This window comes from Cupriavidus sp. 86D6 (assembly GCF_057815095.1).
Genome location: NZ_JBYPSB010000001.1, coordinates 675840 through 691138 on the forward strand (window position 1 = coordinate 675840; position 15299 = coordinate 691138).

Here is a 15299-nt window from a genome sequence, read left to right on the forward strand (position 1 = left end):
ACGCGTCGGCGATATGGGAATTTGGGTGAGAGTCTAGCCGGATCGGCCAGCAGCCTCGTGCTCGCGCAGTTCGTCCAGCGTATTGATGTTTGCAAAGGCCCGGGCGTCGCCAAACACGACCTGGGCCAGCCGCTGGCCCGTGACCCAGCTTTCGATCTTGCGATGGCCGGCATCCACGTAGGCCTGCAGCCCGGCGGCGGCGGTGACCGGCATCAGGCAGAACACCGGCTGCAAGCGGCGGCGGCCGTCGGCATCCACGGTGACGGGCACGGCGATGTCGGCGTCTTCGTCCTCGATACCCTGGGCCAGGCGCGCCACCAGGTCGGCAGGCAGGAAAGGGGTGTCGCAGGGGGCCGTGACCAGCCATGGCGTCCGGCACTGCGCCAGCCCGGCCAGCATGCCGGCCAGGGGGCCCGCGAAATCGGCGATGGTGTCGGCGATCACCGGTGCACCAAAGGTGGCGTAGCGTTCGGGGTTGCGATTGGCATTGATCAGCAGCGGTCCGGTCTGCGGGGCCAGGCGCCGCAGCGTGTGCTGCACCATCGGCGCTCCCTGGAATGGCTGCAGGCCCTTGTCGGTGCCGCCCATCCGGCTGCCGCGGCCGCCGGCCAGGATCAGGCCCGTGATGTCGTCGCGCGCAATCATCACCCGCCGATATACGACATTTCGATCTTGCTCTCGGCGCGTGCGGCGCGTACGGCGGGATCGCTGCGCTGCTCGGAATAGTTGTCGGTGCGGGCCTGCCATACCTGCGCGATGGCGTTGCCGATTTCCAGGTCGCTATGCCCGCCGCGCAGCAGCGCGCGCAGGTCGTAGCCTTCGGTGGCAAACAGGCACAGATAGAGCCGGCCTTCGGTAGACAGCCGGATCCGGCTGCAATCGCCGCAGAACGCGTGGGTCACGCTGGAAATCACCCCGATTTCACCGCCGCCGTCGCGGTAACGCCACCGCTCGGCGGTCTCGCCCGCGTAGTTGGCCTGCACGGCTTCCAGCGGGAACGCCGCGTCGATACGGCGCACGACATCGGCCGACGACAGCACTTCGTTCATCTGCCAGTGGTTGCTGGCGCCGACATCCATGAATTCGATAAAGCGGACGATGATGCCGCTGTTGCGGAAGTGACGTGCCATCGGCACGATTTCCTGATCGTTGGTGCCGCGCTTGACCACCATGTTGACCTTGATCGGGGCCAGCCCCACGGCCTGGGCGACCTCGATGCCATGCAGCACGTCGCGCACGGCGAAATCCACGTCGTTCATCTTGCGGAACGTGACATCGTCGATGGCATCCAGGCTGACCGTCACACGGGTCAGGCCGGCATCGCGCAGCGACTGCGCCTTGCGCGCCAGCAGCGACGCATTGGTGGTCAGCGTCAGGTCCAGCGGCTTGCCCGATGCCGTCTCGATGCGCGCCAGCATTTCCACGAGGCGCTCGATGTTCTTGCGCAGCAGCGGCTCGCCGCCGGTCAGCCGGATTTTTTCGACGCCCTGCGCCGCGAACAGGCGCGCGGCCCGCTCGATTTCCTCGAAGCTCAGCAGCTCGGAGTGGGGCAGGAAGGTGTAGTCCTTGTCGAACACTTCCTTCGGCATGCAGTAGACGCAGCGGAAGTTGCAGCGATCGGTGACGGAGATGCGCAGGTCATGCAGCGGCCGGCCCCGGGTGTCGGCCACGAGCCCGGTCGGCGCCAGCAGGCGCGACGGAATGCTCGGCACCATCGATCGGTATCGATGGTCGCGCAGGTCAAGAATCGGAATGACGGTATCGGTCATGGCAGAGTGGGGCCGCGGCTCGCCGGATGCGTGGGGCGCCCGGGTGGCCGTTCTGCCTGCCATTCTAGCCGAGGGCGGCTTCGCGTCGCGCGCAACACTGTCGTGACAACAGCACAGTTGATGGCGGGGCACAGCAGTACAGCTGGCGGCCTAGCGCCATGTCGCGTTGGCGGCACCGCCGCGCCAATGAAAAAGGGACGGCGGTTGCCGTCCCTTTCTCCAGCTCAGCTTGCAGCGGCGAGGTATCGCCTTATTGCTGCTGTTGTTGCTGGGCTTCGCGCTGTTGGCCGCCCGTTTCGACGAGGACCATCGGGCCTTCCGGCAGCGGCGGCAGCGGCTTGCGCTCGCGCGGGACGCGCGGGGCCGGCACGATGCGTGCGGCGGCTTCCTGCGCGGCGGCCAGCTTGGCGCTGTCGGTACGTACCCACTCCAGACCGGCGGTCGAGAGCATCGACTCCAGGGCCGGCGTGCTGGTGCTTGCCGGCGCCGGGGCGGCCACCACAGGGGCAGCGGCGGTCGGGGCAGGCGCTTCCACGGCGGGAACCGGTGCCGGAATCACTTCCGGGGTCACGGCGACCGGCTCAGGCGCCACCGGAGCGGTGGCGACCTGTGCCGGGGCATGCACGGCCGGGGCTTCGACAGCCGCGGTTTCGATGGCCTGATAAGCCGGGGCGGGCGTCACGACCGGCGCCGGTTGCGGTTCGGCCACGGCGGCGAAGACCGGCTCAGCTGCCGGGGCTGCCGGGACAACCGGAGCCACCGGAGCAGCCGGCTCGCGGACCGCTGCCACGGCTTCCACCGGAGCGACGGCCACGGGGGCCTGCACCACAGGTGCCGGGGCAGCCTGTTCGGCAGCCGGCTGGCCCTGGGCCGTCACCGACGCCGACTCTTCTTCCGATTCCGTCACGCCGGCGCTGACTTCGGCCAGGTTGCCTTCATTGACTTCCAGGCTGCCGTCATCGCGCTCGCGGCGGTAGCGGTTGCGGCCACGACGATTGCGGCGGCGGCGCTCTTCGCCTTCACCGGTTTCCGTTGCGGCGGCTTCGGCGCCCAGTGCGTCTTCCGGCACGTCCACGGTGGCGATGACAGCCGGTGCAGCCTGGGCCGCCTCGAATGCCGACTGCGGTGCCGTGCCTGCAACGTTCAGGGGTTCGTCGGTGTCGCGGGCCTCGGCGCGTTCGCGCTGGCGTTCGCGTTGACGCTCGCGGCGTTCCTGGTTGCGTTCGCGGCGCGCTTCGGTGCGCTCGCCCTGGGCGATGGCCGGCGTGGCGGGCTGCGCTTCGCGCGGTTGACGATCGCCACGGGGCTGGCGCTCGCCGCGCGGCTCACGCGGTTCGCGCTGTTCGCGCGCCTCGCCGCGTTGTGCCTCGGCGCGTTCGCCACGTTCGGTGCGCTCGCCACGTTCGCCACGTTCGGTGCGCTCGCCGCGCTGGCCGCGACCCTGACGGTCGCCGCGTTCACCACGTTCACCGCGCTGTTCGCCACGGCCCTGGCGGCCTTCGCCGCGCTCGCCGCGTTCACCACGCTGGCCGCGTTCGCCACGACCCTGGCGGCCTTCGCCGCGTGCCTGGGCTTCAGCGGCCGGCTTGACCGGCTCGGCCACGGGTGCCGGTGCCGGCTTCACGCCGAACAGACCCTTGAGCCAGGCGACGAAACCGCCGCTGGCCACCGGCTGGGTAGCCGGCACGGGACGTGCAGCCGCCGTGGCTTCGGGCTTCGGTGCGCGCTCGGGGCGCGGCACCGATACCGGGGCGGGCGCGTCGGGCGTAATGCCCTTGACGGCCGCTTCCTGGCGCGGACGCGCGTCTTCCTTCTTCCGGCTGCTGTAGCTCGTGTCGGCTTCCAGTTCCTTGGCGGCCGCCTCGGCCATGCGGTAGCTGGCGGTCGAGTCTTCCAGGCGCGGATCGTCGTGACGCAGGCGCTCGAGCTTGTAGTGCGGCGTTTCCAGATGCTTGTTCGGGATCAGCAGCACATTGACCTTGAAGCGCAGTTCGATCAGGTTGATGTCCTGTCGCTTCTCGTTGAGCAGGAAAGCGGCCACTTCCACCGGCACCTGGCAGTGGATGGCGGCCGTGTTTTCCTTCATCGCCTCTTCCTGGATGATGCGCAGCACCTGCAGGGCGGACGATTCGGTATCGCGGATATGACCTGTTCCATTGCAGCGCGGGCAGGTGATGTGCGAGCCTTCCGACAACGACGGACGCAGGCGCTGGCGCGACAGCTCCATCAGGCCGAAGCGGCTGATCTTGCCCATCTGCACGCGGGCCCGGTCGTGGCGCAGCGCGTCCTTCAGGCGCGTTTCCACGTCCTTCTGGGCCTTGCCGGACTCCATGTCGATGAAGTCGATGACGATCAGGCCGCCCAGGTCGCGCAGGCGCAGCTGGCGGGCGATTTCGTCGGCGGCTTCCAGGTTCGTGCGCAGCGCCGTTTCCTCGATGTCCGCACCCTTGGTGGCGCGGGCCGAGTTCACGTCAACCGACACGAGGGCTTCGGTATGGTCGATCACGATGGCACCGCCGGACGGCAGCATCACCATGCGCGAGTACGCCGATTCGATCTGGTGCTCGATCTGGAAACGCGAGAAGAGCGGCACGTCGTCGCGGTACTTCTTCACGCGGCTCATGTTGTCGGGCATGACCACGCTCATGAAGGCGCGGGCCTGCTCGTAGATCTCGTCGGTATCGATCAGGATCTCGCCGATATCGGGCTGGAAGTAATCGCGGATGGCGCGGATCACCAGGCTCGATTCCAGATAGATCAGCAGCGGGGCCTTGTTGTCGCCGGCGGCGCCGTCGATGGCCTTCCACAGTTGCAGCAGGTAGTTCAGGTCCCACTGCAGTTCCTCGGCGGCACGGCCGATGCCGGCGGTGCGGGCGATGATGCTCATGCCTTCCGGCACCTGCAGCTGCGCCATGGTCTCGCGCAGTTCCTGGCGGTCTTCGCCCTCGATGCGGCGCGACACGCCGCCGCCACGCGGGTTGTTCGGCATCAGAACCAGGTAGCGGCCGGCCAGCGAGATGAACGTGGTCAGGGCGGCGCCCTTGTTGCCACGTTCTTCCTTTTCGACCTGAACGATCAGTTCCTGGCCTTCGTGCAGGGCATCCTGGATGCGCGCATTGCGCACGTCCACGCCGTCCTTGAAGAAGGCCCGGGCCACTTCCTTGAACGGCAGGAAGCCGTGGCGCTCTTCGCCGTAATTGACGAAGCAGGCTTCCAGCGACGGTTCGATGCGGGTGATGACACCCTTGTAGATGTTGCCCTTGCGCTGTTCGCGCCCGGCGGTTTCGATGTCGATGTCGATCAGTTTCTGGCCATCGACGATCGCGACGCGCAATTCCTCCTGTTGCGTCGCGTTAAACAGCATGCGTTTCATCGCAATACCTCACTCCAGTGTCGCGGGAGCCCAATGGGTCATGAGTGGGTCATGCCCGCGACGGTCCAGGGAGCACGCGAGGAAAGAGAGCGAGGGCGGGAGAATTGCCGGAGTTGCCGACGCGTTCTGCTATGCGGCCGGCTGGGCGCGGGTGAAAGGAGAGGGTGTCGGCGTCCCGCCATCCGCAAAAAACTCGCGGGCGATCCGCTGCCGGGTCGGGAGAGGGCAAATGGGCCTGCTCCTGATGCAGCGATTGCTGGCGGATGCCGGCGGCCGGGGGCGAGGGCGGCTGTCGGCCGTGCCATCGGCACGGGCAATGCTGCCTATCGCAGCCGGGCCGGGATGGCCAGGACGCGTCAAAGAGCAAGTCATCCGGACGCAGCAGTTGCATGCCATTGCCAAACCGACCTGTCCGCTGGCGGGCGCGCCGCTGGTTCTTCGCGTTCTGCGCTCGGGCGCCGCTGCCGGATCGTCGAACTACGACGACCACCGGCAAGTCGCGGCGGGTACTGCAGGTCGGTTGGCAGGGTGTCACCTGCCGGGCCGGCACCGGTTCCCGGTGCGGGCGGTCTTCTCTCACCGATGCGGATGCCCTTGGCTGGCACCCGCATTGAATTCTTTTCTACCTGAACACTCTGTTTCCACGTGTCGGCCGGCTGGTTGCCGAAGCCGCCTCTGGGCGACTTCCTGCGCGCCGGCGCGGCGCGTGCGTGCTGCTGATTGCCACCATTTGCCTGTCTGGCGCCTTGCGGGGTACGCAACATGCGGGAGACGGGCCGGGCTGGCGGCAACCCGAAGTGTAAAATGCGAGATCTCGCGCGGATACTGGTGGGACTACCCAAGACAACTGCCTGGATGCCCTGCATATTCCGTTCCGGTTTGCCGCAAAAATGGCAGGCATTCCGGTTGGGGTTCGCGCCAAACATCGCTTACACAGGTCGCACATTCCCGGCATTTGGCCGGGTACGGCCGGGAAATTATATTGAAAATGAATGAGTTACGCCATCAAATTGAAACGGAGCCGCGCTCCCGCGCAAGCGGCCTCCAGGTGGCGTATGTCACGATCGACGAGAGCGCCGAAGGCCAGCGCATCGACAACTTCCTGCTGAAGGTTGCCAAGGGGGTGCCCAAGAGCCACATCTACCGGGTCTTGCGCTCGGGCGAGGTGCGCGTCAACAAGGGCCGGATCGATGCGACTTACCGGCTGAAGCTGGGCGATGTCGTCCGTATCCCGCCAATTCGCATCGCGGAAAAAGCCACCGAAGGCACTTTCGTGCCGGCCGGCGAGTTTCCGGTCCTGTTCGAGGACACTCACCTTCTGGTGATCGACAAGCCGGCCGGCGTGGCCGTCCACGGCGGGTCCGGCGTGGCGTTCGGCGTGATCGAGCAGTTGCGCCGCGCGCGCCCGGAGGCCAAATTTCTGGAACTGGTGCATCGGCTGGATCGAGAAACCTCCGGCATCCTGGTGCTGGCCAAGAAGCGGTCGGCCCTGGTGCACTTGCACGAGCAGATTCGCGGAAGCGACATGGACAAGCGTTACTTCGCCTGCGTGGCCGGGGAATTTCCCAATGCGCGCCAGCACGTGAAGCTGCCTCTATATAAGTACAGCACGCCCGATGGCGAGCGTCGCGTGCGGGTCCAGGCCGATGGCCTGGCGTCCCATACCGTCTTCAATCGCGTGAAGGCGTTCGAGGGCTACACGCTGCTGGAGGCAGAACTGAAGACTGGCCGCACGCACCAGATCCGCGTCCATCTGCAGTCCACGGGCTTTCCGATCGTCGGCGATGAAAAATACGGCGACTTTGCGCTCAACAAGGCACTCTCACGCAGTGGCGCGAAGCCCGGTCTGAAACGGATGTTCCTGCACGCCCACAAGCTGACGTTCGTCCACCCGAATACCGGTGAGCCCATCACCGTGTCCGCGCCGATGCCTCCCGAATGTGTCGATTTTTTGCAACAATTGACCCCGATCGGCGCACCGTCGTAATGCCTGGCGCACGCGCCACCCTCCATATCTGCAACACTTTCCGCATCGACCAAGGACCGCAATGGCCAGGCAGCGATTTGACCTGATCGTTTTCGACTGGGATGGAACCCTGATGGATTCCACCCCGACCATCGCCAAGTGCATTCAGCTGGCCAGCCGCGACCTGGGCTTGCCAGTGCCCGACGACAGCGCGGCCAGCCATGTGATCGGGCTGGGCCTCAAGGACGCGCTGTCCTACGCCGTGCCGACGCTCGATCCGGCCGACTACCCTCGGCTGGCCGAGCGATATCGCTATCACTTCCTCACCCGCGACGCCGATCTGGTGCTGTTCCCGGGCGTGCGCGAGATGCTGGAGGCGCTGCACGCCGAACACTATTTCCTGGGCGTAGCCACCGGCAAGACGCGCGTGGGCCTGGAACGTGCGCTGGCCAGCACTGGCCTGGGCACGCTGTTCGATGCCACCCGATGCGCGGACGAGACCTTCTCCAAGCCGCACCCGGCCATGCTGCATGAACTCACACGCGAACTGGGCCAGGACATCGGGCGTACGGTCATGATCGGCGATACCACGCACGATCTGCAGATGGCCATCAACGCCGGGGCGCAGGGGCTAGGTGTGTGCTATGGTGCACATCCGGCCGATTCGCTCCGTGCGATGTTGCCGGTCCATTGCGCCACGTCGATTGCCGATCTGCAGCAGTGGCTGCTCGCCCATGCCTGATGACAGCCTGACGCCACGCCGTCTGTGCTCGGCGGCCGAGCTGACCGATGGCGGGGCCGGGGTGCGCTTCACCGTTCGCGTGGCGTCGCGTGAGATCGGCGCGTTCGCTATCCGCTACGACGGCGTGGCCTACGGCTACCTGAACCAGTGCGCCCATGTGCCCATGGAGCTCGACTGGCAGGAAGGCCAGTTTTTCGATAGTGCAGGCCTATACTTGATGTGTGCGACACATGGCGCGACTTACGCGCCAGACACCGGCCTGTGCGTGGGCGGCCCTTGCCGGGGCGCCGCGCTGGCCAAGCTCCGCATCGAGGAACGTGACGGCGCTGTCTTCTGGCAGCCCGAAGCCCCTTTTTTTGCGCCCGACGCCAGCTGAGCGGAGCCGGGTCTTCGTTTGACGCCTGAGTCCATCTGCATGACAGAACAGCAAAAACCGCCATCATCCGAACAACCGGGTCAACCTGAGCAGCGTCCTGACGAGCACGCGCCCGCCAGTGAAACGCTGGAAACGGCTCAGCATGCGGACTATCCGCTGGAACGCGACCTGAAGGCCGGCGACGATGCCGCGCGGCGCGAGGCCGACGAACGCCGCGCGCGCATGGCCGGCAAGGCGACCGCGCCAGTCGGCGGCGCCAGCGGCGGCTGGGAACGCGACGTGCTGGAAAAGGTGCTGATGGCCAGCCTCCGCGAGCAACGCGCGGCGCGCCGCTGGAAGATATTCTTCCGGCTGGTGGGCCTGGGCATCCTGGTGCTGATCCTGTTCGCCGTGATCGATTTCAAGGGCGAGAGCCTGACCAGCACCAGCGGTCGGCATACAGCCATGGTCACGCTGGAGGGCGAGATCGCCGCCGGTACGCCGGCCAGCGCCGAATCGATCAATGCATCGCTGCAGGCCGCGTTTGCCGACACCACGGCCGCGGGCGTGATCCTGAAGATCAACTCGCCCGGCGGTTCGCCGGTGCAGGCCGGCATCATCAACGACGAGATCCATCGGCTGCGCAAGATCTATCCGGACAAGCCGTTCTACGTGGTGGTGGAGGAAATCTGCGCGTCGGGCGGCTACTACGTGGCGGCGGCGGCAGACAAGATCTACGTCGACAAGGCCAGTATCGTCGGCTCGATCGGCGTGCTGATGGACGGTTTCGGCTTCACGGGCCTGATGGACAAGCTGGGCGTCCAGCGCCGGCTGTACACGTCGGGCGCCAACAAGGGCATGCTCGATCCGTTCTCGCCCGAGGTGCCGCGCCAGAAGGCGTTCGCCGAGTCCATGCTCAAGCAGATCCACCAGCAGTTCATCGACGTGGTCAAGCAAGGCCGGGGCGACCGGCTCAAGAGCGATCCCGACCTGTTCTCGGGCCTGTTCTGGTCGGGCGAGCGCGCGGTGGAACTGGGCCTGGCCGATGGCCTGGGCAGTGCCGACTACGTGGCGCGCGACCTGTTCAAGGCCGAGGACATCGTCGACTACACGGTCAAGGAGAATATCGCCGAGCGCGTGGCCAAGCGGTTTGGCGCGGCCGTGGGTTCCGCGGCGATGAAGATGATGCTGATGAACGCGTCGGCGCCGGCCGTGCGCTGACAGGCTGGGGACTGGCGTGTTTCCGTCCTCTCCCGGCTGGGAGGGGACGGGCAGGCGCCTGCTGCCCCTACCGCGCCTGCTAGTTAACGAAGTACCTGTTAGTGGCAGGTGCCAGCTACTGCGCCAGCAGCGAAAAAATCGCCGGACGCTTGTGGAGTTCCAGGCGATCCGGCCGCCAGGCGGAAATCGGCAGCGTGACGATGGTTTCCGTGGGCAGCGTCAGGTCCACGGCGATCGACAGCAGCGTGGTGCCCGAGCAATGCTGGCGCAGCGCGTCGAGCAGCGCGCCGTTGCGGTACGGCGTCTCGATCCAGACCTGGGTTTGCTGTGCCTTGCGCGACCGCTGTTCCAGGTCGCGCAGTTTCTTTGCGCGCTCGTCGGCGTCCACGGGCAGATAGCCGTTGAACGCGAAGCTCTGGCCGTTCAGGCCTGAGCCCATCACTGCCAGCAGGATCGAACTGGGGCCGACCAGCGGGCGCACCGTGATGCCGCGCGTGTGGGCCAGCCGCACCAGATCGGCGCCCGGATCGGCCACGGCGGGCACGCCCGCTTCGGACAGCAGGCCGCCGTCGCGCCCGCCCGCGATGGGGTCGAGCAAGGCATCGAGCGCACTGGCCTTGGTATTGACGTTCAGTTCGCGGATCTCGATCTGCTGGATGGCGTGCGCCAGCGGTGCGGTCTCCGCCAGCTTCTTCAGAAAGGCGCGTGCCGTCTTGGCGTTCTCGGCTACCAGGTAATCAAGGCGCGCCGCGATCTGCTGCACGCCGGCGGGAATCACATCCATCACCGGATCGGATTCGTCGCGCTTGCCGAGCGTGTTGGGGATCAGGAATAACGTGCCGGCCATGGTTCAGGCTCCAAAAAACGGGTAGCCGGCCTGGCGCAGCATGCCGGTCAATGCCACCAGCGGCAGGCCGATCAGCGCGGTCGGGTCGTCCGATTCCACGCGTGACAGCAGGGCGATGCCCAGGCCTTCCGCCTTGGCGCTGCCGGCGCAGTCGTAGGGCGTTTCGGCGCGCAGATACGCATCCAGTTCCGCATCGCTCACATTGCGGAACGTGACCAGCGTCTGCACGTCGGCCAGTTGCGCCACGCCGGTACGGCTGTCGAGCAGGCACAGGGCCGAATGGAAAGTGACGGTCCGGCCACGCATCAGCTGCAACTGGGCCAGCGCCTTGTCGTGCGTACCGGGTTTGCCGATCTGCAGGTCGTCGAGCGTGCAGACCTGGTCGGAGCCGATCACCAGCGCGCCGGGGTGGCGTGCCGCAATCGCTTCGGCCTTCAGGCGGGCCAGGCGCAGTGCAGTGGCGTCGGGGCGCTCGCCGGGCAGGGGCGTTTCATCGATATCGGGGGTGGCCACCTCGAACGGAATCCGCAGGCGCGCCAGCAGTTCGCGGCGGTACGGAGAGCTCGACCCGAGGATCAGCGCAGGACGGGAGTCGGAAGACATATAGGAATGGCGCCAGAAAACGGTGAGGAACGGTTTTCGGCTTGTATACTTTGACCGTTCCGGGAAATACCACGTATAATCGCGCGTTTAGCTGCACAGGCACATGCGTTGCCTGCAACGTGTGGCAAACAAGGCATTTATTGCGATTCAGCCTGTATGAGTCAGCCGACCCAGCCAGCGGCGTCCGCCGTGGCCTTCGATCTGCGTGAAACCGATCTCTTCGTCTTCTGCCGCAAAGGCGGCAATGTGGCGGGAGAGGTGCCGGTGCGCGATTTGCCGCGCATCTTAGCCGAGACGGCTGCCGATGCGCCAGCGTCCGCCGCGGACGAAGTGTTCGCGTACGCCTTGAGCGGCTTTGTGCGCGAAGAGGCGGCGGAACCCGGTGCAGCGGTGTCGCAGCGCCTGTTTGTCGACGTGACGGTCAATGGTCGTGTCTGGCTGAACTGCCAGCGTTGCCTGGGGGTCTACCCCGAGCCGATCGCAACGAAGATGCGTTTCGAAGTGGTGGCCAGCGAAGCGGCTGCCGACGAGGCGTCGATGGATGACGACGAGATCGACGTGATCGTCGGCTCGAAGAAGTTTTCGGCGCTGGAACTGATTGAAGATGAAGTGCTGCTGGCATTGCCTTCGGCACCCAAGCATGAAGTCTGTCCGACGGTACACGAGTCACTCGTGACCGGCGCAGACGGCGAGGTGGAGCCCGAGGCGCCACCCGCGGAAGAAAAGCGGCCATCGCCCTTTGCGGCGCTGGCCGGCCTGAAGACCAAGCACTGACGCCGCGCGGAGCGCGGCCTGGCAGGTCTTCACGGTAGCAGGTCAAGCATCCGGCCGGGCCCCGGCTACGCCTTGCGCAGGATGCGTGTGTTAATATCGCAAAATTCTCGAAGGAGTCATCATGGCTGTTCAACAGAACAAGAAGTCGCCGTCCAAGCGCGGCATGCACCGTTCGCACGACCATCTGTCGGTCGCCCCCCTGGCCGTTGAGCCGACCACGGGCGAAACCCACCTGCGCCACCACGTCAGCCCGAACGGCTACTACCGTGGTCGCAAGGTCATCAAGACCAAGAACGACTGACCAGGTCGTCTGGCGTGACCCTGTGTCTCGCTCGCGCACGTTGTCAGGTGTAAAACAGGAAAGCGGCAAGCTCGTTGCCGCTTTTTTGTTGGGCGCTCGGCGCCCGCACGGCAGCGTATCCGCGCGTCCGGCTGGTTGCGTCCCCGCGAACCGATGCGGCGGGTGCCGGCGCGCTTTCCGTATCAGGAAACAATGACGATCAAGCTCGCTATCGACTGCATGGGCGGCGATCACGGAGTCTCCGTGACGGTGCCGGCAGCGATCAGTTTTCTTTCCCGTCACGACGACGCCGAGATGATCCTCGTCGGCCTGCCCGACGCCATCGGCGCGCAGCTGAAAAAGCTGCATGCAAGCGATCATCCGCGCGTGACCATCGTGCCCGCGACCGAAGTCATCACCATGGATGACCCGGTGGAAGTGGCGCTGCGCAAGAAGAAAGACTCTTCGATGCGTGTTGCCGTGACGCAAGTCAAGGAAGGCAAGGCTGGCGCCTGTATTTCCGCTGGCAATACCGGCGCGTTGATGGCGGTTTCACGCTATGTGCTGAAGACGCTCGAAGGCATCGAGCGGCCGGCCATCGCCACCACGATTCCCAACGAACAGGGCTGGGGCACCACGGTGCTCGACCTCGGTGCCAACGCGGACTGCGAGCCGGAGCACCTGCTGCAGTTCGCGCGCATGGCCGAGGCCATGGTGGCGGTGGTGGATCACAAGGACCACCCGACGGTGGGCCTGCTCAATATCGGCGAGGAAGTGATCAAGGGCAACGAGGTGGTCAAGGCCGCCGGCGAGCTGCTGCGCGCTTCCGAGCTCAACTTCTACGGCAACGTGGAAGGCAACGACATCTTCAAGGGCACGACCGACATCGTCGTTTGCGACGGCTTCGTCGGCAACGTGGCGCTCAAGAGCACCGAAGGCCTGGCCAAGATGATCGGCAGCATGATCAAGGAAGAGTTCACGCGCTCGTGGTTCACCAAGCTGCTGGCCGCCGTGGCGATGCCGGTGCTGTCGCGCCTGGCGCGCCGGCTCGACCCCGCCCGCTACAACGGCGCTTCGTTGCTGGGGCTGCGCGGGCTGGTGATCAAGAGCCATGGTTCGGCCGATGCCCATTCTTTTGAGTGGGCGATCAAACGCGGGTATGATGCGGCCAGAAATGGCGTCATCGAGCGCATTGCCAAGGCCTTTGCCAACAAGTCCGGTGCCGCTGGCGCCGCGACCGGCGGCCCGGAGACAGACTCGCCGGACCCACATTCCGATACCCGTGCCGCCTGAGGCCGCGCGCCCGTCACGGGCGGGTAGCCCGACGCTCCGCCCGATGGCCTGGCCTGGGCGGGCCGGTGAGCACCACGATCCGACATACTCATGACCAAGTACGCAAAAATCATCGGCACGGGGAGCTATCTGCCCCCGCGGCGCGTCACGAATCACGACCTCGCCGTGCAGCTTGCTGAAAAGGGTATCGAGACCAGCGACGAGTGGATCGTCTCGCGCAGCGGCATTTCGGCGCGCCACTGGGCCGAGCCCGACGTCACGTCGAGCGACCTGGCCGTCAAGGCTGCCGAGCAGGCGATTGCCGCCGCCGGTATCGACCGCCAGGACATCGACCTGATCATCGTCGCCACGTCGACCCCCGATTTCGTGTTCCCGAGCACCGCCTGCCTGGTGCAGCAGAAGCTCGGCATCACCAATCACTGCGCGGCGTTCGATCTGCAGGCCGTGTGCTCGGGCTTTGTCTATGCGATGTCGACGGCTGACAAGTTCATCCGCAGCGGCTCGCACAAGAACGTGCTCGTGATCGGTTCCGAAGTGTTCTCGCGCATCCTTGACTTCAATGACCGCACCACCTGCGTGCTGTTCGGCGATGGCGCGGGCGCCGTGGTGCTGAGCGCCTCGGACGAGCCGGGCATCCTGTCGTCGGCCATGCATTCGGACGGCAACCACGTGGACATCCTGTGCGTGCCGGGCAATGTGTCGGGCGGTGCCATCACCGGCAATGCCTTCCTGCACATGGACGGCCAGGCCGTGTTCAAGCTGGCCGTGACCGTGCTGGACAAGGTGGCGCGCGAGGCCATCGCCGCGGCTGAAATGCAGGCCGACGAGATCGACTGGCTGATACCGCACCAGGCCAATATCCGCATCATGCAAGGCACGGCCAAGAAGCTGGGCCTGCCGGCCGAGCGCATGGTGGCCACGGTGCACGAGCACGGCAACACGTCGGCCGCATCGATTCCGCTGGCGCTGGACGTCGCCGTGCGCGACGGCCGCATCAAGCCCGGACAGACCGTGCTGATGGAAGGCGTGGGCGGCGGCTTCACCTGGGGTGCGGTGCTGCTGCGCATGTAACATGCGGCCGGTGCGGCGCGCCGCACCGATCGAAACGTTGAAACGTTGTATAGCTAGACTGGATTTCCGATGAAATTCGCATTCGTTTTTCCCGGACAGGGTTCGCAGTCGGTTGGCATGCTGAACGCGTTTGCCGACAACCCCGTGGTGCGTGCCACGCTCGAGGAAGCCTCGACCGCGCTGGGCCAGGACATCGGCAAGCTGATTGCCGAAGGCCCCGCGGAAGACCTGAACCTGACGACCAACACGCAGCCCGTGATGCTGACGGCGGCGGTGGCCGTGTACCGCGCCTGGCTCGATGCCGGCGGTCCGGCGCCTGCCCTGGTGGCAGGCCACAGCCTTGGCGAATATTCGGCGCTGGTGGCCGCGGGGGTGATCCCGTTCGCGGACGCCGTGCCGCTGGTGCGTTTCCGCGCCCAGGCCATGCAGGAAGCCGTGCCGGTGGGCGAGGGCGGCATGGCCGCCATCCTCGGCCTGTCCGATGACGACGTGCGCGCGGCGTGCGCCGAAGCTGCAGCGGCGGGTGCCGGTGTGGTTGAGGCCGTGAACTTCAACGCCCCGGCACAGGTCGTGATCGCGGGCAACAAGGGCGCAGTGGAAAAGGCCTGCGAAATCGCCAAGGCCAAGGGTGCCAAGCGCGCGCTGCCGCTGCCGGTTTCGGCGCCGTTCCACTCGTCGCTGCTCAAGCCTGCGTCGGACCGCCTGCGCGAGCGCATGGCCGGGCTGGCGTTTTCGGCGCCCGCGATTCCGCTGGTGAACAACGTCGACGTGGCCATCGTCAACGATCCGGCGCAGATCAAGGACGCGCTGGTGCGCCAGGCCGCGGCGCCGGTGCGCTGGGTCGAGTGCGTGCAGAAGATGGCTGCCGAAGGCGTGACCCATGTGATCGAATGCGGTCCGGGCAAAGTTCTGGCCGGCATGACCAAACGCATCGACGGCAACCTCGTCGGTGGTGCAATCTTTGATCCGGCGTCGCTGCAGGACACGCTGGCGCTGTTGAAATAA

Annotated in this window: 14 protein-coding genes; 9 read left to right on the forward strand and 5 right to left on the reverse strand. The window is 66.2% G+C overall.

Annotated features, from left to right (window positions below; all coding sequences use genetic code 11):
• Nucleotides 1-33: 33 nt before the first annotated feature.
• The 3 genes from mobA to AC3G88_RS03125 form a co-directional block, all read right to left on the reverse strand.
• Entirely contained in the window at nucleotides 34-645 is a 612-nt protein-coding gene (mobA, locus tag AC3G88_RS03115) for a molybdenum cofactor guanylyltransferase MobA (protein WP_153945430.1), read from the reverse strand.
• On the reverse strand, nucleotides 645-1769 hold the full coding sequence (gene moaA / locus AC3G88_RS03120) for a GTP 3',8-cyclase MoaA (protein ID WP_488770474.1): 1125 nt from the start codon (nucleotides 1767-1769) through the stop codon (nucleotides 645-647). Before moaA ends, mobA begins: the two co-directional genes overlap by 1 nt.
• Nucleotides 1770-2019: 250 nt before the next feature.
• On the reverse strand, nucleotides 2020-5142 hold the full coding sequence (locus AC3G88_RS03125) for an Rne/Rng family ribonuclease (RefSeq protein WP_488770473.1): 3123 nt from the start codon (nucleotides 5140-5142) through the stop codon (nucleotides 2020-2022).
• A gap of 988 nt (nucleotides 5143-6130) precedes the next feature.
• On the opposite strand from AC3G88_RS03125, the gene AC3G88_RS03130 reads away from it, so the two are divergent.
• From AC3G88_RS03130 to AC3G88_RS03145, 4 genes are all read left to right on the forward strand, one after another.
• Nucleotides 6131-7129 (forward strand): RluA family pseudouridine synthase, encoded by a 999-nt coding sequence (locus tag AC3G88_RS03130; protein WP_488770777.1) that lies wholly within the window; start codon nucleotides 6131-6133, stop codon nucleotides 7127-7129.
• 61 nt (nucleotides 7130-7190) lie between these two features.
• Nucleotides 7191-7850, forward strand: a complete 660-nt coding sequence (locus AC3G88_RS03135; protein ID WP_488770472.1) for an HAD-IA family hydrolase — start codon at nucleotides 7191-7193, stop codon at nucleotides 7848-7850.
• The gene (locus AC3G88_RS03140) at nucleotides 7843-8226 is read left to right on the forward strand and encodes a Rieske (2Fe-2S) protein (protein ID WP_488770471.1); all 384 of its coding nucleotides are present in this window, start codon (nucleotides 7843-7845) and stop codon (nucleotides 8224-8226) included. Before AC3G88_RS03135 ends, AC3G88_RS03140 begins: the two co-directional genes overlap by 8 nt.
• A gap of 39 nt (nucleotides 8227-8265) precedes the next feature.
• Complete coding sequence (locus tag AC3G88_RS03145; protein WP_488770470.1) at nucleotides 8266-9426, forward strand: S49 family peptidase; 1161 nt, start codon at nucleotides 8266-8268, stop codon at nucleotides 9424-9426.
• A gap of 115 nt (nucleotides 9427-9541) precedes the next feature.
• Here the strand turns inward: AC3G88_RS03145 and AC3G88_RS03150 are convergent, their stop codons facing one another.
• Both AC3G88_RS03150 and AC3G88_RS03155 read right to left on the reverse strand, forming a co-directional pair.
• Nucleotides 9542-10273 (reverse strand): SAM-dependent methyltransferase, encoded by a 732-nt coding sequence (locus tag AC3G88_RS03150; protein WP_487523621.1) that lies wholly within the window; start codon nucleotides 10271-10273, stop codon nucleotides 9542-9544.
• Between the two features lie 3 nt (nucleotides 10274-10276).
• Nucleotides 10277-10876 (reverse strand): Maf-like protein, encoded by a 600-nt coding sequence (locus tag AC3G88_RS03155; protein WP_488770469.1) that lies wholly within the window; start codon nucleotides 10874-10876, stop codon nucleotides 10277-10279.
• Between the two features lie 156 nt (nucleotides 10877-11032).
• On the opposite strand from AC3G88_RS03155, the gene AC3G88_RS03160 reads away from it, so the two are divergent.
• From AC3G88_RS03160 to fabD, 5 genes are all read left to right on the forward strand, one after another.
• Nucleotides 11033-11650, forward strand: coding sequence for a DUF177 domain-containing protein (locus tag AC3G88_RS03160; RefSeq protein ID WP_488770468.1), 618 nt, complete (start codon nucleotides 11033-11035; stop codon nucleotides 11648-11650).
• A gap of 121 nt (nucleotides 11651-11771) precedes the next feature.
• Nucleotides 11772-11951 carry a 50S ribosomal protein L32 gene (gene rpmF, locus AC3G88_RS03165; protein WP_008644820.1) on the forward strand — a complete coding sequence of 60 codons (180 nt, stop codon included), beginning with the start codon at nucleotides 11772-11774 and terminating at the stop codon, nucleotides 11949-11951.
• Between the two features lie 192 nt (nucleotides 11952-12143).
• A complete protein-coding gene (gene plsX, locus AC3G88_RS03170) occupies nucleotides 12144-13223 on the forward strand; it encodes a phosphate acyltransferase PlsX (protein ID WP_153945421.1) in 1080 nt (359 codons plus the stop codon).
• A gap of 90 nt (nucleotides 13224-13313) precedes the next feature.
• Nucleotides 13314-14294: a beta-ketoacyl-ACP synthase III gene (locus AC3G88_RS03175; RefSeq protein WP_488893106.1), complete on the forward strand. Its 981-nt coding sequence runs from the start codon at nucleotides 13314-13316 to the stop codon at nucleotides 14292-14294.
• Nucleotides 14295-14363: 69 nt separating this feature from the next.
• A complete protein-coding gene (gene fabD / locus AC3G88_RS03180) occupies nucleotides 14364-15299 on the forward strand; it encodes an ACP S-malonyltransferase (RefSeq protein ID WP_488770466.1) in 936 nt (311 codons plus the stop codon).